The following is a 19440-nucleotide window of genomic DNA, read 5'->3' as shown; positions in this document are numbered from 1 at the left end:
TAAAAAGGTGAGCTTTATGAAAAGAGTATGAGGGAACCTCTCCCCGTACTCCTTTCACGTTAACTCTATTAGGAGGTCCAGGTGAATGACATTTTGGCAGTTTGCATTTAAAAACGTCACACGGAACGCCAGAGCTTATTTCGCCTATTTTGTAAGCAGTGCGTTCTCCATTGCAATTTTTTTCTCATTTGCAGTTTATTTATTTCATCCGAAATTGCATATGACAGACGTTAATTATTCTTTGAACATATTAATGACAATTTCAGAGGTTGTCATTGCGTTCTTTTCATTTTTCTTTTTACTATATTCGATTGGTACGTTTTTAAAAGTACGAAAAAAACAGTTCGGAATTTTAACAGTACTTGGCATATCTCAAAAACAATTAAAAAGGCTCGTTTTTTTAGAAAATATGTTAATTGGTATTCTTTCTATATTTTTTGGCATTCAACTCGGACTTGTCTTTTCACAGTTCTTTTTATTAGTTACCGCCAAAATTACACATGTACCTGGTTTATATTTATATTGGCCGACTAGTGCTATTATTTTAACAACGCTAACCTTTCTCGGTCTCTTTATTCTCGTATCGTCCTTTACACCGATGCTAATCCGTACGAGAAAAGCTGTACGACTTTTAAAATCAGGAAAACAACAAAAAGAAAGAAAAGCATCCGTACTCGTTTCTTTATTTGGTGCGATATGTTTAATATCTGGATATGCGTTAGCCGCAAATCCGCTGTATTTTATGTCGCTAGGTGACATCATTGGGCTGTTGTATATCGTCTCTAGTATATTTATCATTCCATCACTTATTGCAGCTGGGACATATTTTTTCTTTTCACAAATTAGTTTTTTACTCATTCGTATATTAAAAACGCGAAGAAAGTTTTATATGAAACGAATTAATATGCTTTGGATTTCTGATTTAGCAACGCGCATTCGAACGAATATTAATATGCTCTTTATTGTGGCGATGCTATCGACGCTTGCTTTTACAATGATTACATTTTTATATGGGTTCGGGAAGTTTACAAAGTTTGATGAAATTAGGAAAAACCCTTTCCCGTTTACGTATTTATCACATACTGAAAACACATTAGCTGATGAACATTTAAACTGGTTAGAGCAAAAATTTAATGAAGAGCACTTTACTTATAAGAAATTTAAAACGGATATATATGAAGTATCTTCAGCTGAAGATAACACGCAGCTCTATTACGCAATTAAACAAAGTGATTATAATGTACTTGCTAAGGCTTTAAATTGGGAAACGCTCACGGTGAATAAGAATGAATCTTATATTCTTATGAAAGACTTAGATGATCAGGTTATTGGAACACTTCATAATCCAGAAAAGAAAAATACTCTTACACTTACTCAAAACAATTTACAACTACAAGTGAAAGAATATAAAGGTTATAACCCATTCCCAAATCGCTTAATATATCAATTGCTCATACTATCTGATGAAAATGTAGAAGCATTATCCACCGTTTCAAAACAAATGAGTGTATATAGCTTTAAAGTTTACGATTGGGAAAAAGCACATAACATCGGTTCGGCATTTACAACAAAAATTTATAATGAAAGTGAAGCGATCAAAGCAGAGCATCCTCCTTTCCACGCAAGTGAAGCGAGTGATTCTCTATATAAAGCAAAATTAAATGTCGCTTCATTCTTCTTAATCGGAACTTTTCTTGGCGTTATTTTCTTTATCGGTGCGGGCAGTGTTCTTTATTTCCGAATGTATACAGATTTAACAAATGAGCAAGAAAAGTATGTAACGATTACAAAAATTGGTTTAACAGCAGCTGAAATGAAACGTTCAGCGACTATTCAACTTGCTATTTTATTCTTCGTCCCATACATTATGGCATCGATCCATACGATGTTTGCGACAAAGATGCTACAAGAAGTATTAAATCTCTCATTCTTCGCTGAGATTACAGTCGTACTTATGATTTTTGGAACAGTTGAAATTCTATTTTTCCTTTTAATTCGTTCCTTTTATATGCAAAAATTATCACAACACATTAAGTTTTGAAAAATAGAAAGGTGATTATTATGGAAGAAGTATTACACATCAAAAACGTCTCAAAAGTGTATGAAGGGAAAGTCCCTCATACCGCTTTAAAAAATATAAATTTACACGTAGATAAAGGCGAATTCGTTGCGATCATGGGGCCGTCTGGAAGTGGTAAATCTACGTTTTTAAACGTTATTTCTACAATTGATTCTCCTACTTCTGGAGAGGTCGTGATTAATGGAAAACAACCACATACATTCCGTAGAGAAAAATTAGCGATTTTCCGTCGCCAAGAATTAGGATTTGTTTTCCAAAACTTTAACCTACTCGATACGTTAACAATCGGTGAAAATATTGTACTACCTTTAACGTTAGATAATGTTCCTTTGAAAGAAATGGATGAGAAGCTTGATAATATCTCAAAAAAGCTAGGAATCGATCAAATTTTAAATAAGCGTATTTTTGAAGTGTCAGGTGGACAAGCACAGCGTACTGCAGTAGCACGTGCCGTTATTCATCATCCGTCTCTTTTACTAGCTGATGAACCGACTGGAAACTTAGATTCTAAAGCCGCAATTGATGTAATGGAGCTATTTACGAAGTTAAACAAAGAAGAAGATGCAACAATTTTAATGGTTACGCACGATCCGTTTGCAGCGAGTTATTGTAACCGTGTTATTTTCATTAAAGATGGCGAACTTTACAATGAACTACACCGCGGATTGTACCGTGAGAAATTTTATCAAGAAATATTAGATGTTTTAGCATTATTAGGAGGAAGACGTGGATGACATTTTGGCAATTTGCATTCAAAAATGTCTCGCGTAATTCGAAAGCATATTTCGCTTACTTTGTAAGTAGTGCTTTTTCTATCATGGTTTTCTTTTCATTTACTGTATACGCGTATCATCCGCGGTTACAAATTATGAATAAATTGCATGAACAAGATCCGCTCATGAACTTAGCCGGAATGGCACAGTTTGTTATCGTGTTGTTCTCGTTCTTCTTTCTCTTATATTCTATCGGGACATTTTTAAATGTACGAAAACAACAATTTGGTATTTTAACTGTTCTCGGTATATCTCAAAAACAATTAAAATGGCTTTTGTTTACTGAAAATATGATAATTGGAATGCTCGCTATCTTTGCAGGTATTCAAGGTGGTCTTGTGTTTTCTAATTTTTTCTTATTAGTTACTTCTAAGCTAACTGGCGCTGAAGGTCTATATTTATATTGGCCTACACAAGCAATCATCGTTACAACAGTAACTTTTATTATTTTATTTCTCATCGTATCTACGTTTACACCGCTGTTCATTCGTACCCGTAAAACAACTCGGTTAATTAAAAATAATAAAAATGAAAAAAACGAAAAAAGACCGTCTATACTCATTTCATTGTTTGCCTTAATTTGTTTAGGGCTGTGCTATTATATTGCAGGATTTCCCAAAAGCTACGTAACAGAAACAAATGCACAAAATGGATCTGTATTCTTTATCATATTATCTATTTTGCCACTCGTAGTAGTCGGAACATATTTATTCTTTTCACAAACATTTCTCCTCTTTATCTTTATTTTAAAAAAGCGGAGAAAGTTTTATATGAAACAAATAAACATGTTATGGATTTCAGATTTAGCTAGCCGTACTCGTAGTAATATTAATGTGCTTTTTATCGTTTCTATGTTGTCAGCACTTGCATTTACAATTATTATTGCGCTATTTGCTGCTAATAATAATACGAAAGCATCGATATTAGAACGATATCCTTTCCCCTTCACATATATGTCTAAAGGTGGAAATTCACTTGAACAAAAGCACATTACTACAATTGAAACGGAGCTTACAAATGCCAATTTTCAATACAATAAGCATAAGTTTACAGTGTTAAAAGATACAGCTTTAAAAGAAGACATTACCCTTATGAAAATGAGTGACTATAACACACTTGCGAAACAATTAAAGAGACCAGAAATAACTCTTGATTCTACACAAGTTTATATTATTTCTCGTTACTCGCCAGAACTCTTAAATCTTATATCAAACCCATTTGCAAAGCAAAATACAATTACACTCGGATCAAATAAAAAAGAATTTCATATTAAAGGATTTATTAATAAAGGGATCCAACCAGCCTTCGCATTCCCAGATTTAATTGTTGTACAAGACTATGTATTTAATAATATGATTCCTCATATTGAAACGACTATAGTTTATAACTACTTCGTGGAAAACTGGGAAAATGCAATTACTCCGACGAAAAATATATTAAAACATATTAAGAATGATACAGATAGCTTCTATGAGGCACACAAAGATGCGGAACCTGATTCTCATCCACCATTTAATATTTATACAGCGACTGATGATCTAAACTACAGTAAAGGAAATTCAATTGCTACTTTCTTTATTTGGACATTTCTCGGCTTTATTTTCTTTATCGGGGCAGCTAGTGTTCTATATTTCCGTATGTATAACGACTTAACGACTGAAAAACAAAAGTACATTACGATTACAAAACTCGGCTTAACAGAATCAGAAATGTTTCGTTCTGCAACGATTCAATTAGGGATTTTATTTTTCATTCCTTATATCGTTGCTGGTATTCATACAATATTTGCGATTCAGTTTTTACAAAGCGTGTTTTCTTTCTCTGTATTAAAAGAATTAGTGATTATACTTACGTTATTCGGGATTATCGAGATTATTTTCTTCTTCTTAATCCGTTCTCTTTACATCAATAAATTATCACAGCATATCAAGATATGAATAAAATGGCCTTGTGCAATACGCACAAGGCCATTTCCAATAGTTTTTAATAATTAGCAGCAATATCCACCATAACCGCCGCCATAACCGCCGCCATAACCGCCGTAACCACCATAACCACAACCGCCACCGCCACCGAAGCAGCTAGCACCGATGATAATTAATAAAATAAACAATACGATTAGAAGCGCAAAACCGCCTCCGCACCCACGTCTGCGGTCACAATCATCATGTCTGTGTTCACACTTTTCGCCCATTACTCTATTCCTCCTTTAGTATCATTCATAACAAGATCGTCTTGCTCTAAATGAGGGGATTCCATTTATATTATGTTTTCAGGGCAAATCGGAAGCTTGGCCTTCCTAAAAACGGGCTTGTTTCATGAAAAGAGCCCCAATACAAAAAGAGGATACCTTAAAATAGGCACCCCCTTCTTTTAAACAAACATATTAAGTAAAAGCGCAAAGCCGAATGCAATAAATGATAACAATGTCTCCAACACCGTCCACGTTTTAAATGTTTCCTTTACCGTTAATCCTAAATACTCTTTTACAAGCCAGAAGCCTGCATCATTTACATGAGAAAACATTAATGATCCTGCCCCTGTTGCTATAACGAGCAATTCTAAATTCACACCAGACATGTGCTGAATAACCGGTGAAACAATTCCTGCTGCTGTCGTTAATGCTACTGTAGCTGATCCAGTCGCTATTCGAATTAAACCAGCTACCATAAAAGCTAATACAATTGGTGATAAAGATATATGTTCTGCCATTTGCGCAATAGCTGTGCCGACACCACTTTCAATTAATATTTGTTTAAATCCACCACCTGCACCGATTATTAAAATAATGGAACCGACAGGTAATAAACTTTCATCTGTTAATTTTTTAATCATCTTTTTATCAATACCTTGTCGTATACCTAATAAATAAAATGCTGCGAAACATGAAATGAGTAAAGCAATTACTGGGCTTCCAATAAAGATTAAAAATTCCGTCATTTTTTTCGGTAATGAACTATATGGTGCGACTACTGATAAAATCATTAAAACTACTGGCAGTAAAATAATAAAAAATGAAACTTTACGACTCGGTAAATCAGTTGATACTGTCGTAACTCGAACAAGCTCCGGTTCATTTTCAGGTATAACCCTCTTATGTACCCACCTTGCAAATACCGGTCCTGCAATAATAGCTGTTGGTAATGCGATAATTAATGAATACAATAATACCTTCCCTAAATTCGCATTATAAATGCCGATTGCAGTCATCGCACCTGGATGCGGAGGCACTAGCCCATGTACAATAGATAATCCAGCAATGACAGGTAAAGCAATTAATAATATGTTTTGCTTCGTCGTTTTTCGAATTGAGATAACGAGTGGTAATAAAATGACGATCCCCACTTCAAAAAATACTGGAATTCCTATAACAAATCCGGCGAATAACATTGCCCAAGGTAATTTTTTCACCCCGAAGAATCGAATGAAGAAATCTGCTACTTGCATGCCAGCTCCTGAATCAGACATCATTTTCCCTAAAATTGTTCCGAGAGCCAAAATACCAACTAAATGCCCTAGTACACTACCAACACCAGTTTCATAGGCAGTAACAATTTTGGTCAAGTTCAACCCAGACATAATAGCTAAAAATAGACTAGCAACTGTTAAACTAATAAACGCATGCCATTTCCACCATGATACCCCTAAAATAACAATTGCGATCGCAATTAACGTGACGATTAATAAGTATATATCCATATCCCATTCCCCTTCGATATGAAATTTTTTTACAAAAAAAGAGGGAATTGGTCCCTCTTCACTTTTTACACATCATAATTGACAACGTAATGCTGCATTTCCGTATTGTAGTAGCCTTCGCTATATTCAATTACTTCGCCAACTTCATCGTAAGAATAGCGCATACGTTTTAATAGCGCTGTCCCCTCTTTTTCGCCTAACGCTTCTGCAACGAAACTAGGCGCAAGTCCAACAGCGAATTCATCTCTAAAGTTTTCTAAATGTATACCTCGGTCTTCGACTAAATCGTAAAGCGATTGTAAGTCAAAGTCCGATAAGTCTGTACTTGCCATTTTCGATGAGAAATAGTGCGTGTAATGAATATATGGCGCATCATTTAACGCATATAAACGTTCAATCCGAAAACTCTCCTTACCAAATAACCGAAAAGGCACTGTTCCTTCTTCATTATGAACGACTTCTGCTTTTAGCAATTTCTTTTGTACTTTATATCCTTCTTCCACTAACACTTCTGTAAATTTCTTACCCTTTGACAGTTTTGTCGCAGAAGTATTACGGATGACTTTTGTTCCTTTACCGCTTTTCTTTTCCAAATATCCTTCTTGAGCGAGTTCTTTAATCGCATTTCGCACTGTAATTTTACTCACTTTGAACTCTTCTTCTAACTGTGGTTCGGAAGGAATATTCGTATGAATCGCATATACACCATGCAATATTCGATCACGAATAATATTTTTTATTTGTAAATATAATGGTCCTTTTTTCCTCGTTACGTTCACCGTTACACCCACTACCTTTCTACATCACCTACTGATGCCGTCATTGCCCGAAGTATATCTTTCTCTGATGACATTGGCGTATCACCGACGATTGTATGTGCAAGCATTCCAGCTGCTGACGCAAATGAAACAGCTTTCTCTGGTGCAAACTCTTCTATCTCGCCATGAATAATCCCGCTCGTATAAGCATCTCCAGCACCTATTCTATCATATACAGAAAACGTAAGTGTTTTTGCAAAAGTGAACGCTCCATCTTTACATATAAATCCGCGAAGTGAATGTGTATTATCGCTATTAATAGAGCGATGTGTACCAGCGATTGTAGCGATATGATACATTTCAGCGACCTTTGGAATGAGATCCATCAGTTGTGCTTCTCGCTCCGTCTCTTCAGTTTTCATTCCAAGAACGAACATTGCATCTTTTTCGTTCATCATAACGATATCAGCAAGGTACAGCATTTCTTCATAATGTGGCTTCGCCTGTTCATATCCGTCTTCTCCCCACAGCGATGGACGATAGTTGCAATCAAAAACAACAGTGCCTCCGCTTTCTTTAACTGCTTTCGCTAAAGATTTCATATGATGACGCACAGTATCATTCATCGCGAGTGTAATTCCGCAAAAATGAACGATATCAATTTCCTTTGCGATTTCTTCAAATTGATACATTTCTTCACATGCCGTATTGAAGCTGCTTTCTAATCGATTTGAATATGTAACGCGGCTTGCCCGTGCGCCAAATCCATTTTCTAAAAAGTACATGCCAACATATTTACCGCCTCTTGAAATAAACGGTGCTTGAATCCCTAGTTTTTGAATGTGCGATACCGCAGCATCTCCAACTGAATTCTCCGGTAAAGTTGAAACAAGAAATCCTTCATGCCCTAGATGAGAAAGTGCCGCTGCAACGTTCACACCTGTACCAGAAAATGAGTAATTTAACGTGTTAGCCTGCGACAACAATTCATATCCTGGTACTTGCAGGCGCATCATCACTTCGCCAAATGCTGCAATTTTCTTACGCATATTGATCAACTAGCTTCTTCACGACTGCTAATAATTCACGAACATCTTCTGTTTTCGTATTGCCAGTTTCTTTATCAATAATAGAAGAATACACGTGCGGGATAACTTGCTCTACGTTTGCTTCTAATGCAATACGTACAATTGTTTCAAAGTTTTCTTTATCAATTCCGCCTGTTGGCTCTAATGCGAACCCTTCTTCTGCACAAGCTTTCGCAACAGCGCGATATTCTTCTTCATGAGCTAGGCCTTTCATTGGGAAGTATTTCAATGAATTTCCGCCCATATCACGTACAAGTGCGATCGCTGTTTTAATTGGAACGATTGCTTTTTCTTCCCCAGCTGCACTAATTGGACCAGTAGAAATATTTACGTAACCTACTTTTCCTGTTGGTGATACTAAACTATTAATCCAGCTATCTTTTCCGCCAAGGTTTGCACGTGTCGCTCCAACTGAAGGGAACACTTGATTAATATGACTACCAGGATAATGCTTCGCAATTTCAGCTACAACTGCCGCTTGGCGATTATCTCCAGCTCCAAGTCCAATTGATACAGCTTCATCAATTTCTTTTCCGTATGCTTTCATCGCAGTTACTGCCTCTTCTACTGTCGGATAATCTTTTGATAACACACCGACTACTACATAACCTTCTGCTGCTTCAAAAATGTCTTTCGCATTTCGGGTATTGTTCGCTAATACATTTAATGCTACGCGGCCTTTATAAAAACGTTTTTGAATGTTTGTCATTTTAGTGTCCCCCTACAATTTCTCTCATTTTTTCTTCAATCACATGTATATCATCGCCTTGAAGTGGACGTGGATCGATATCAAAGAATCCTTGTCTTACTCCGTAATCACGTGTGTAAATTGCAATTTCCCCGTCGCGTAATTCAGTCACAACGTCTTTTGCCGATTTATTTAACTCTTTCTCGTTAATATGAATACGTGCTCTAAAGATTGCTCTTCCTGCTTCATCTTGAACGATCGTTATATTTACGCCATTTAATTCTTTTAGCGGCATAAGTACTTGTAATAACTCTTTTTCTTGCTCACTCTTATCTTCTTTTACTCCGTACTCATCAAGTGCTTGAAGTAAGCCGAAAGTCGTCTCTTTCCCAACTTTCATACTTCTTCCGATGCAATGTAATTGCACTTTCAGCCATTCAATATATTTTCGTTTACCGCCGACAATACCGGAAGTAGGTCCTTCAATTGCCTTTGAACCGCTATAAATGGCAAGGTCTGAATACTTCACATATTTTTGAATATCTTCTTCAGCTGCCGCATCGACGATAAGTGGGATGTTATTTCGCTGCGCTACTTCCCACGCTTCTTCAACAGAAATCATATTTTTTTGCACTGCATGATGGGATTTCACATAAAGAATCGCTGCTGTATTTTCACCGATTGCATCTTCAATATGCTCTGCTTTCCCTTCATTTGCGTAACCGACTTCAACTAACTTACCTCCGCCTAAATACACCATCGTTTCAACAGGAGCACCGTATTGAACGTTATGACCTTTCAGCATAATTACTTCGTTTTTCGCGATTACTTCTTGATGAAGTCTTTCACTTTTACGACGATTTCCTTCTGTCACAATTGCTGCGATAGAAAGTGCGATTCCGCTCGACGCTGAATTTACAACGACTGCTGCCTCTGAATCTAAAATGCTAGCAATATGGTCTCCTGCTTTATCTACTAAATCTGCAATTTCTACATAATTTTGTCCACCATGCTTCATCGCATCCATTACCGTATCTGTAGGAGCAGATACACCTAGAATACTCATTCTACCGCTCGCATTAATAACTCTTTTTAATCCATACTTAGCATTCAATGAATGACCCATTAATTACAACCCCTTTTGTATCAATTCTTCTTTCAGCAATGCGCTGATCCCCTTCTGAATCAATTAACGTAATCGGTTCATCTTTAACCGTAAACAAAGTTAAGTTTGCTATATCGCCTTCTTGAATACGACCAAGCTCTGGTTTCTTCAGCCACTCCGCCGCGTTTTTCGTAACCGCATCAATTACCTCTTCTAGCGGATACCCTAAGTAAAGGAATTTCGAAAGAACGTTAGCCATACTATAAACTGGACCGTGTATACGATTCTTCCGGTAAATATCTGTACTAATTGTATTAAGGGCTATACCGTGACGCTTTGCTGCTTCTGCTACTTTAAAAGAAAAACTAGCATTACCGTGACCAACATCTAAATGCACGCCGCGATTCACTGCATCTAACAACACAGGTAGCGGTTTGCCTTCTTCATCAAATAAATTATTTTCTTTCCCGTTTAAGTAATGTGTAATTACATCATCTTTTTCTAAAAGAGGTACAACCTCCTCTATACGTGGAGGCGCTGAACCGATATGTACCATAATCGGCAATGATGTTTCGCGAGATAAAGAGCGCGCCACATGTAGCGGTTCAATTCCGCTGTCACACACGACACTTTTACTCATTCTCGCTTTTAACCCAACGATTACATCTTTATACTTTTCTACTGCTTCTATTACTTTCTCTTTATCTATCCATTCCATATTGGATAATTCATCAATTCGTTTCAAACCGATGCGAGAAATATTTAAAAAGGCAAATAAATTCGTCTTTGCCTGCTCTCTACTTAATACTAAATCTGCAATGCGATCAGCACCGCAGCTACCTGCATCAACAATTGTCGTTACCCCTTGCTTAACACCAATGTCATCTACCTCATCGCCGTACGGATCAAACTCTGGAAAAGCATGAACGTGCAAATCAATCCAGCCACTCGATACGTAAGTACCTGAGTAATCAAGAACCTTTCCACCTTCGCCAGCGCCAGCTTTCGTCACCTGTGCGATTTTATTATTTTCAACTACAATGTCAATCTCTTCCCCGTTCATACGTTTCACATTACGTAGTACGAATCGTTCTGTCATTGTATTTCCACCCTTTTCTATAAGAAGCCATAAGAATACGCTTACATTAAAGTTTCATTTTTTATATCTCTTTCACACGTTTAGCGTAACACAAAAAAAGGGAGAAGTAAATATAACGTTATAATGTTTAATTTTATATTACTTTCTTCGCTAATTTTAAAATGAGAGTTTTCATTACATATTCGGACAACCTATACGTAGGAGGGATATTCTTGGGATTTCGAATTTTATTATTTATAACCTTAGTCACTTTGTATGTACCAACAACGGTTAGCACAGCCCCTCCATCACTCACGGCTGCATTTATCCGGGATCATCAGCTATGGATAAAGAAAGGAAATCAAGAAATACAAATCACAAAAAATCGATATGTGCATTCTCCAAAATGGTCTTATGATGGTAGGTTTATTGGTTATATTGATAGTGATGAAACGGGTAAAAAATCTAACCTATTCATCTATGATACGAAGGAGAAAATAAACTATCAGCCTTATGTAAGAGTCGTAACATCTGACTTTAAGTGGTCGCCAAACAAAAATCAATTGGCTTACACTGATCAAGGTTTATTAAACGTTACAAAAATAAAAAATGGTCGCCCGCAAGGTTTTGAAAATGTATCACTTGGGGTTAGTGATTTCGAATGGTTCCCGAACGGAAAGGAATTTATCGTTTCCTCACAATCCTGCTTGCATCCGACTGGATGGGGCCCAATTCCACTTTATAAAATTCCAGTCGATGCAAATCTTGCTAAAGATAAAATAAAGCCTTTTTATACGATTCAAACAAATGAAACTGATTTTTTTGCGGTTCATACTAACTATTTCAAGTGGAGTTCTGATGGAAAATGGATTAGTTTTTTGGCCAGTCCTACTGCCTCCTTGGCAATGGATAGCAATACATTATGTGTTATCTCATCAAAAGGGAAATACTTTCGAACGATTGGTAACATGCTATGGTTCAAAGACTGGATGAAGTGGGCTCCATCAGCCAATCAACTGGCCTATATTTCAGGAGAAGGAAGATTTTTTGTAGAAAATAAAAAACTCACAATTGCAGACATGGTAACGGCAAAACAACAAAAGGAATACACACCTGTAGGTTATGTAGACCTTGATTTAGAATGGCTTTCACCAAACAAAGTGGTTGTGGCTCGCACAAAAGAAAACAAGGCATGGAAAGAAGGTCCTGTTCCGACGATGTTTACAACACTTTATATGATCAATATAAAAACAGAAGAACAGCGACAAATCTCATTCCCAAAACAGAATGAACGTGATGAAGACCCTCAAGTTACTGGACCTTATCTTACTTGGCTTCGCAAGAAAACAAATGTATATAAAGGCGATGTCTGGATGAAGGATAGCTTACATAGTCAAGAGTACCTATGGCTGAAAAATGTTGATGAAGCTCCGATTTTTTTTACTCTGAATAAAAGTCATTGAAAATGTACTAATTACAATCCTCGTCATTTAAAGATTACTTCTTCTATTATTCAGGATTCTACTTCCTCTATTTTGATTCTCCCACGATAGAGCACTATTATGGGAGAATCAAGATTATCTATTCCTGAACCGTCACAATAACCCCATCCATATTGTTCCCCGAAATTTCATACTGCTTATTCGCTGGAACATTCACTTTCCTGTTCCCGGACACTTTATAATAAGAAACCGTATATTTCTTACCTTCCACATCCGTTGTGATTTCTTTTTTCTCTTTTAAGAAGTCTAAGTATTCCTCTAACGTAATTTTCTTTTTTTGCATAATTGCGCTATGTGGTAAGCCGACATAACGAATGTGCCACGGTTCATATTGAATGCCTGTAATGTTACTTTTATTTTTCGGGTAACGTAATACAAAGCCGTGCTTCCATACATTTTCTGCAATCCACTTTCCTTCAGGAGCTTTATCCATTTTCTTTTGCGTAGATCCAACGTCCAGTGATAACCCTAAATTATGCTCACTATATCCTGCTGGGAGTGCATAATCAGATCCCATTTTTTCATATAGCTGTCTTTGCTCTTGGAAATCTCGATAGCCACTACTAATCAAAAAATGATTAACACTTTCTTTTCCAGCCGCATCGACAACGTTCAAAAACTTTTTTACAACATCCTTTGATAAACGAAGATTTCTATCAAATATCACATAACCTCTTACTAATTCACTATTATGATTTACATTTATAATGTCAGACCTAATACTATCTTTTTTAACTGGGTAATCTTTATTAACTAATAATAGATCCCCTTTATAAATTTCTTCTTTTGTAATTTCTATATTTTCAGTATTCGTAGCTCTTACCGTATTATCTTTGTCTGCAATTTTAACATCGATCTCCTTTTGAAATAATGGTGATATATAAAAGCCTACACCGATTGTGCATGCTATAAAAAGAGAAATAAATACCCACTTTTTCATTTCTAGTTCCTCCTTAACGTAACTTACGTATAGAATAGAAAAAACTATTAAAATAAAAAGTGGGGTAAAGTTTAAATTTTTATTAAATTGTTAAATTCTCGTCTTTTGGCAATCGCACTTCAAATACCGTTCTAACTACATTACTTTCAGCAGAAATCGTACCATTATGCTGCTCGACAATATTTTTAGCAATAAAAAGTCCCAGGCCTGTCCCGCCACGGTTCTCAGTTCTCGATTTATCACCTGTATAAAACATATCAAAAAGATACGGTAAATCCTCTTCTGGAATGCTATCTCCATAATTAATAACTTGTACGACAACTTCTTCATTATCGATATACCCATTCATATCAACAAATTGCCCATCATATCCGTATCGAACGGCATTTGTTAATAAATTCTCAAATACCCGAGCTAGCAATTTCCCATCACCGTTAATCGGTAAATGAGGATCAACGTTCAATCTAGCTTCTAAATGATGTTTTTCTAATAACGGATACAATTCCTCATCTAGCTGTATAAGTAGCTCACTTATATCAATTGGCTTTTTATTTAGTTGTAACATGCCATAATTCATACGTGTAATTTCAAATAATTCATCAATTAAGCTTTCAAGCCTTTGCGATTTCGTAAAAGCAATTGTGGAAAAGTGTTTAATTTGTTCCTTCGTCAAATTCTCATCTTTAAGAATTAAATCTAAATATCCTAACACTGATGTTAACGGCGTTCTTAAATCATGAGCTAAGTTAACAATAAGCTGATCCTTACTACTTTCCGCGAAGTCTCCTCGTTCCACTGCTTCCTTTAATTTCTCACTCGCTACATTAATTTCGCTTGCAATATATCCAAACTCATCATTTGATGAAACGCGCACTTGATTTGTAAAATCTCCGTTCGCCAAATGATGAATTCCGTTTGAAATCTCATCAAAATATTTTAAATACGGCCTAGTAAGGAAGAAGAAAAACATAATGGACAGAGGGATAAAAATAATTAAAAAGAAATTAACGTCCCCAACTTGTCTTACCACGGAACGAAATTGAGCTAAAGGATCTTCATAACGAACGACTAATTTATAATAAATCCTTAATCCTTCATAAATGAAATATGTTACGCCACCGGCTAATATCATACTTAACGCAAATAGCATAACCATCTTCGAGCGAAAACTTCTCATCTTTTTAGCCATTGAAAGTATACCCTACTCCCCACACTGTTTTTATTAACTTATCTTTTCTTTTATCTTCTCCAAGTTTTTTCCGCAATGTACGAATATGTACCATAACTGTATTTCCACCTTCATAATAATCATCTGCCCATACTTGCTGAAAAATATTTTCCACATTGTACACTTTCTTCGGATGGCTCGCTAATAAATATAAAATATCAAACTCTTTCGGTGTTAATTCAACTGGTCCTCCGTACACATTTACTGTTCTTCGCTCCGGATCAATCACAACTCCGCCTACCTCTAAAGCCGATTTATTCCCCGCTACTTTCGGCTGATTTAACGTAAGAAATCGGCGTAATTGTGCATTTACACGTGCAACTAATTCAATCGGTGTAAAAGGTTTCGTCATATAATCATCTGCACCTAATACAAGACCTGTCACCTTATCAAAATCAGACGTTTTCGCACTTAAGAAAATAATTGGCATATGATGTTTCGCGCGAATTTGGCGCGTCACTTCATAACCATCCATTTTTGGCATCATAATATCTAAAACCACTAAGTCAATTGGCTGCGTTTCAATAATATGAATCGCCTCTTCTCCATCAGTTGCTTTCACGACGTGGTAATCTTCTTTTTCTAAATGTATCTCAATTAAATCAGCAATTTCTGCCTCATCATCCGCTATTAAAATTGAAATGCGCTTCATTTTACTCCCCCTTTTTTTCATTCCATTTTTATACGATCGATTGTAAACTAGTCTATCCAATTTGTACAATAAGAAAAGGCTACTCATAAGAGTAACCTTTGTTATTTCATCTTTCAAACACAATCCGCTGCTTCGTTATTTCTTCCAATCTTCCGCGGTCAACTTCATACTCAGCATCAACGCTTTGCGGTACAATCACTTTTCCGCCTTCAAGCATCACTTCTGGCGAAATAATATCCTTCTCCCAATGTCGACTAGAAGCAGATATATCACCTGGAATCGTAAAGTTCGGCAATGAAGCAAGCGCAACATTTTGCGCTCGTGAAATTCCCATCTCCACCATACCGCCGCACCAAACTGGTATGTTATGCTCCATACAATAATCGTGAATTTGAACCGCCTCTGTTAATCCGCCCACTCGCCCTGGCTTAATATTGACGATTTGACAACTGCCAAGTGTAATCGCAATACGTGCATCTTCTAAACTATGGATACTTTCGTCTAAACAAATCGGCGTTTCAATTTTCTTTTGTAACTCTGCATGATCGAGAAAATCATAATCCGCTAGCGGTTGTTCCATCATCATAAGCCTGAATTCATCTAGTCGTTTCAACTTCTCTACATCAGCTAACGTATACGCTGAATTTGCATCAGCCATTAACGGGATGTGCGGGAACTCTTTACGAATCTCTTTCAATAACTCATAGTCATGCTCTGGCTTTATTTTCACTTTAAAACGCTCGTATCCTTCTTCTGCGTACTTCTCGATTTGTTTTAACATAACCGGAATCGTATTTATTCCAATTACAACACCAACTTCAATTTCATTCCTAGTTCCACCAAGTAATGTCGCTAGCGATTTCTGCTCACGCTTCGCATATAAATCCCAAATAGCCCCTTCAATTCCCGCCTTTGCCATTCGGTTTCTCTTTATATGCTGGAACAAACCCGGCACTTCATTCGGATGAGAAATTTCAGCCTTTAATAAATCCGGTATTAAAAAATCCTGAAGTACATGCAGCGCCGTCTTCACCGTTTCTTCCGTATACCACGGTTCAGAAAATGCAACGACTTCGCCAAAACCAATGTGTCCGTCCGTATCTTCTAATTCAATAACGATACTCTCACGATTTTCATACGTTCCATAACTTGCCGCAAACGGGATGACAAGCGGCATTTCCGTTATATAAAGTGTCGCTTTTTTTATCTCCACTTACATCTCCTCCACTAATTGTCTTAACTCTCGTCTTAACAATTTCTTCGAAGCATTTCGTGGTAATTCCTCTAGGAAACATGCTGTCTTTGGTACTTTATATTTTGCTAATTTCTCTTCGCAAAAATGAAGAATTTCTTCCTCTGATACCTCTCCACTTTTTACAATAAAAGCAGCCGGTACTTGTCCCCAATTTTCGTCAGCCATGCCGACAACACCTGCTTCCGCTACCATCGGATGCGAGAGTAACACTTCTTCAATTTGAGCTGGATAAATATTTTCTCCACCAGAAATAATTAAATCACTGCGGCGATCTAATACGTATAAAAATCCTTCTTCATCTAAATAGCCGAGGTCACCAGTATGAATCCATCCGTTTTGAATTGTTTCGCGCGTCGCATCTTCACGGTTAAAGTAACCGCCTGTTACGTTTGGTCCTTTTACTACGATCTCACCTTCCGCAAACGGCGGTACTACTACGCCATCTTTTTCAATACGAAGCTGGCACTGAAATAGTGGTTTTCCAGCTGATCCTACTTTGGTTAACATGTAGTCTGCGGCTAACGTACAAATTTGTGACGACGTTTCTGTCATGCCGTACGTTTGATACACTGGAATTCCTTTTTCCACACACGTTTCTAATAATGGTTTAGGCGCTGGTCCTCCGCCAAGTAACATGCATCGTAAAGAAGATGGATAGGTTCCTTCTCCAAGTCGTTCTAATAAATTTGTTAACATTTTTGATACGACAGAAATGATCGTAACGCCCCTCGTTTGAAGTGCTTTATGAATAAAATCAGCATCATATTTCGGAACGAGTAAAATGCGCATACCGTACATAATATTTTTCATTAAAAGAGATAAACCGCCAACATGGAACATCGGCATACAAGCTAACCAGCAATCGTCATCGCGAAGCCCTAAGTTAAGCGAAGAACCGACTGCACTTGCCCAGTGATTACCGTACGTTAAAATAACGCCTTTCGGTTTCCCTGTCGTCCCAGACGTATAAATGATTGTCATCGCTTCTTCTAAAGAGAATTCTTCTTGTATAGATGCTTCCGCCTTCGGTCCATTCATCACTTCAGCAAATGAATATACCGGAACATTTTCCGTCTCAAACTCTTGATCCGTCACTAAACAAACAACTTCAGCATCATTCATTTGCCAAAGTAGCTCTTCTCTTGAAAGACGCGTATTTAAAAGAACAGCTACTGCACCTACGTAAGATAGGGCGTGAATAACTGTAATCATCTCCATACCATTTTTCATCAGAACAGCCACCTTTTGCCCCTGCTTCACTCCTACATGCGGGAGGTATTCACAAACAGATACTACTTTTTCATGTAGCTCCATAAAAGTAACTTTCTCTTCCTCTATTTCAATTGCAGTGCGATCTGGTGTTAAAAATGCACGTTGCATTAACCAATTCGGCATCGTCTCCATCACTCATTCTCCTTTCATGAAAGAAAGAGACTTGATATGACATCAAGTCTCTTAGTTGTTTTGTTTCCGGTTTGATCTTTTGGTTGCGTCTCACTTTATAGGCGCTCCGCTTCCGCTTTTGATCTTATCCAGCTGCGCCTCCTAGCCCCTTCCGTCTAAGAACCTTCCGCACGAGAAAGTAAAAACACTTTCTGTGCGAAAGAACCTTAGCCAACGGGGCTAAACAGTCGGCTTCGCTTTTAAAACATCCAGCTACAACGGCTAGAACAGTCGGTCGTTTCACGCCTTCCTACGAGGCAAAAAGCGCCTCTACGTCAGGAGTTCCAACGCCCTCTTGTTCTGAACGAGCCGCTTCCGCTTTTGATCACGGGAAACGAGGGAATTGACCGAAGTCCGGAGTGCGTTTTTCTTTGAATGCGTCGCGGCCTTCTTTTGCTTCGTCAGTTGTGTAGTACAATAACGTTGCGTCTCCAGCTAGTTGTTGAATACCAGCTAGACCGTCTGTGTCTGCGTTGAATGCAGCTTTCAGGAAACGAAGTGCCATTGGGCTGTTTGCTAAGATTTCTTGTGCCCATTGTACTGTTTCTGCTTCAAGTTCTTCTAATGGTACTACTGTGTTTACTAAGCCCATGTCAAGCGCTTCCCCAGCGCTGTATTGACGGCATAGGTACCAAATTTCGCGAGCTTTCTTGTGACCTACCATACGAGCTAAGTAACCAGCTCCGTATCCACCGTCAAAGCTTCCTACTTTAGGACCTGTTTGTCCGAATACAGCGTTGTCTGCAGCGATTGTTAAGTCACATACGATATGAAGTACGTGTCCTCCACCGATTGCATAACCTGCTACCATTGCGATAACTGGTTTAGGAATTGCGCGAATTAGACGTTGTAAGTCTAATACATTTAAACGTGGGATTTGGTCGTCACCTACATATCCACCATGACCGCGAACTTTTTGGTCGCCGCCAGAACAGAATGCACGTCCACCTTCACCTGTTAAAATGATAACGCCAACATTTGCATCATCACGAGCGTGTGCAAAAGCGTTGATTAACTCCATTACCGTTTTAGGACGGAATGCGTTATGTACTTCAGGACGGTTAATCGAAATCTTTGCGATACCATTGTATGTTGAATAAATAATATCTTCGTAATTGCCTTCTTTTACCCATTCAATAGCCATTACAACT

Annotated in this window: 17 protein-coding genes; 4 read left to right on the top strand and 13 right to left on the bottom strand. The window is 37.4% G+C overall.

What is annotated here, in order from left to right; translation table 11 throughout:
* Positions 1 to 85: 85 nt before the first annotated feature.
* The 3 genes from CDB3_RS26315 to CDB3_RS26305 are packed head-to-tail and all read left to right on the top strand — an operon-like array spanning position 86 to position 4790.
* Positions 86 to 2041, top strand: coding sequence for an FtsX-like permease family protein (locus tag CDB3_RS26315; RefSeq protein WP_128856504.1), 1956 nt, complete (start codon positions 86 to 88; stop codon positions 2039 to 2041).
* A gap of 20 nt (positions 2042 to 2061) precedes the next feature.
* Positions 2062 to 2814: an ABC transporter ATP-binding protein gene (locus tag CDB3_RS26310; RefSeq protein WP_128856503.1), complete on the top strand. Its 753-nt coding sequence runs from the start codon at positions 2062 to 2064 to the stop codon at positions 2812 to 2814.
* On the top strand, positions 2811 to 4790 hold the full coding sequence (locus tag CDB3_RS26305; protein ID WP_128856502.1) for an FtsX-like permease family protein: 1980 nt from the start codon (positions 2811 to 2813) through the stop codon (positions 4788 to 4790). The genes CDB3_RS26310 and CDB3_RS26305 overlap by 4 nt, the downstream gene beginning before the upstream one ends.
* Before the next feature lie 53 nt (positions 4791 to 4843).
* On the opposite strand, the gene CDB3_RS33170 is transcribed toward CDB3_RS26305, so the two are convergent.
* The 7 genes from CDB3_RS33170 to CDB3_RS26270 form a co-directional block, all read right to left on the bottom strand.
* Complete coding sequence (locus CDB3_RS33170) at positions 4844 to 5047, bottom strand: YjcZ family sporulation protein (RefSeq protein ID WP_128856500.1); 204 nt, start codon at positions 5045 to 5047, stop codon at positions 4844 to 4846.
* 179 nt (positions 5048 to 5226) lie between these two features.
* Positions 5227 to 6552, bottom strand: a complete 1326-nt coding sequence (gntP, locus tag CDB3_RS26295) for a gluconate permease GntP (protein ID WP_128856499.1) — start codon at positions 6550 to 6552, stop codon at positions 5227 to 5229.
* 65 nt (positions 6553 to 6617) lie between these two features.
* Positions 6618 to 7343, bottom strand: a complete 726-nt coding sequence (locus CDB3_RS26290; protein WP_128856498.1) for a GntR family transcriptional regulator — start codon at positions 7341 to 7343, stop codon at positions 6618 to 6620.
* A complete protein-coding gene (locus CDB3_RS26285; RefSeq protein ID WP_128856497.1) occupies positions 7343 to 8359 on the bottom strand; it encodes a sugar kinase in 1017 nt (338 codons plus the stop codon). Before CDB3_RS26285 ends, CDB3_RS26290 begins: the two co-directional genes overlap by 1 nt.
* Positions 8352 to 9107, bottom strand: coding sequence for a 2-dehydro-3-deoxy-phosphogluconate aldolase (gene dagF / locus CDB3_RS26280; protein ID WP_128856495.1), 756 nt, complete (start codon positions 9105 to 9107; stop codon positions 8352 to 8354). The genes CDB3_RS26285 and dagF overlap by 8 nt, the downstream gene beginning before the upstream one ends.
* A gap of 1 nt (position 9108) precedes the next feature.
* The gene (locus CDB3_RS26275) at positions 9109 to 10212 is read right to left on the bottom strand and encodes a DgaE family pyridoxal phosphate-dependent ammonia lyase (protein WP_128856494.1); all 1104 of its coding nucleotides are present in this window, start codon (positions 10210 to 10212) and stop codon (positions 9109 to 9111) included.
* Positions 10190 to 11290, bottom strand: a complete 1101-nt coding sequence (locus tag CDB3_RS26270; protein WP_128856492.1) for an amidohydrolase/deacetylase family metallohydrolase — start codon at positions 11288 to 11290, stop codon at positions 10190 to 10192. Before CDB3_RS26270 ends, CDB3_RS26275 begins: the two co-directional genes overlap by 23 nt.
* 212 nt (positions 11291 to 11502) lie before the next feature.
* On the opposite strand from CDB3_RS26270, the gene CDB3_RS26265 reads away from it, so the two are divergent.
* Positions 11503 to 12732, top strand: a complete 1230-nt coding sequence (locus CDB3_RS26265; RefSeq protein WP_128856491.1) for a translocation protein TolB — start codon at positions 11503 to 11505, stop codon at positions 12730 to 12732.
* Between the two features lie 118 nt (positions 12733 to 12850).
* Here the strand turns inward: CDB3_RS26265 and CDB3_RS26260 are convergent, their stop codons facing one another.
* The 6 genes from CDB3_RS26260 to menB all read right to left on the bottom strand — a co-directional run bounded on the left by CDB3_RS26260 (position 12851) and on the right by menB (position 19433).
* On the bottom strand, positions 12851 to 13711 hold the full coding sequence (locus tag CDB3_RS26260; RefSeq protein ID WP_128856489.1) for a M15 family metallopeptidase: 861 nt from the start codon (positions 13709 to 13711) through the stop codon (positions 12851 to 12853).
* 82 nt (positions 13712 to 13793) lie between these two features.
* Complete coding sequence (locus CDB3_RS26255) at positions 13794 to 14900, bottom strand: HAMP domain-containing sensor histidine kinase (RefSeq protein WP_128856488.1); 1107 nt, start codon at positions 14898 to 14900, stop codon at positions 13794 to 13796.
* Positions 14893 to 15591, bottom strand: a complete 699-nt coding sequence (locus CDB3_RS26250; RefSeq protein ID WP_128856487.1) for a response regulator transcription factor — start codon at positions 15589 to 15591, stop codon at positions 14893 to 14895. Before CDB3_RS26250 ends, CDB3_RS26255 begins: the two co-directional genes overlap by 8 nt.
* A 106-nt stretch (positions 15592 to 15697) precedes the next feature.
* Positions 15698 to 16804, bottom strand: coding sequence for an o-succinylbenzoate synthase (gene menC, locus CDB3_RS26245; RefSeq protein ID WP_128856485.1), 1107 nt, complete (start codon positions 16802 to 16804; stop codon positions 15698 to 15700).
* The gene (locus CDB3_RS26240) at positions 16805 to 18250 is read right to left on the bottom strand and encodes an o-succinylbenzoate--CoA ligase (RefSeq protein WP_128856484.1); all 1446 of its coding nucleotides are present in this window, start codon (positions 18248 to 18250) and stop codon (positions 16805 to 16807) included.
* Positions 18251 to 18614: 364 nt separating this feature from the next.
* Positions 18615 to 19433 (bottom strand): 1,4-dihydroxy-2-naphthoyl-CoA synthase, encoded by an 819-nt coding sequence (gene menB, locus CDB3_RS26235; RefSeq protein ID WP_098498995.1) that lies wholly within the window; start codon positions 19431 to 19433, stop codon positions 18615 to 18617.
* Between the last annotated feature and the right edge of the window lie 7 nt (positions 19434 to 19440).

This window comes from Bacillus sp. CDB3 (assembly GCF_002081505.1).
Classification (GTDB): Bacteria; Bacillota; Bacilli; order Bacillales; family Bacillaceae_G; genus Bacillus_A; species Bacillus_A cereus_AT.
Note: the sequence above shows the minus strand (reverse complement) of the source record. Positions and strands in the feature narration are given on the sequence as shown.

Coding starts and splice junctions, on each gene's coding strand:
- CDB3_RS26310 (WP_128856503.1), top strand. CDS start 2,062: ATGGAAGAAGTATTACACATCAAAAACGTCTCAAAAGTGTATGAAGGG.
- CDB3_RS26275 (WP_128856494.1), bottom strand. CDS start 10,212: ATGGGTCATTCATTGAATGCTAAGTATGGATTAAAAAGAGTTATTAAT.
- CDB3_RS26240 (WP_128856484.1), bottom strand. CDS start 18,250: ATGGAGACGATGCCGAATTGGTTAATGCAACGTGCATTTTTAACACCA.
- CDB3_RS26270 (WP_128856492.1), bottom strand. CDS start 11,290: ATGACAGAACGATTCGTACTACGTAATGTGAAACGTATGAACGGGGAA.
- CDB3_RS33170 (WP_128856500.1), bottom strand. CDS start 5,047: ATGGGCGAAAAGTGTGAACACAGACATGATGATTGTGACCGCAGACGT.
- CDB3_RS26250 (WP_128856487.1), bottom strand. CDS start 15,591: ATGAAGCGCATTTCAATTTTAATAGCGGATGATGAGGCAGAAATTGCT.
- dagF (WP_128856495.1), bottom strand. CDS start 9,107: ATGACAAACATTCAAAAACGTTTTTATAAAGGCCGCGTAGCATTAAAT.
- gntP (WP_128856499.1), bottom strand. CDS start 6,552: ATGGATATATACTTATTAATCGTCACGTTAATTGCGATCGCAATTGTT.
- CDB3_RS26285 (WP_128856497.1), bottom strand. CDS start 8,359: ATGCGTAAGAAAATTGCAGCATTTGGCGAAGTGATGATGCGCCTGCAA.
- menB (WP_098498995.1), bottom strand. CDS start 19,433: ATGGCTATTGAATGGGTAAAAGAAGGCAATTACGAAGATATTATTTAT.
- CDB3_RS26260 (WP_128856489.1), bottom strand. CDS start 13,711: ATGAAAAAGTGGGTATTTATTTCTCTTTTTATAGCATGCACAATCGGT.
- CDB3_RS26305 (WP_128856502.1), top strand. CDS start 2,811: ATGACATTTTGGCAATTTGCATTCAAAAATGTCTCGCGTAATTCGAAA.
- CDB3_RS26315 (WP_128856504.1), top strand. CDS start 86: ATGACATTTTGGCAGTTTGCATTTAAAAACGTCACACGGAACGCCAGA.
- CDB3_RS26255 (WP_128856488.1), bottom strand. CDS start 14,900: ATGGCTAAAAAGATGAGAAGTTTTCGCTCGAAGATGGTTATGCTATTT.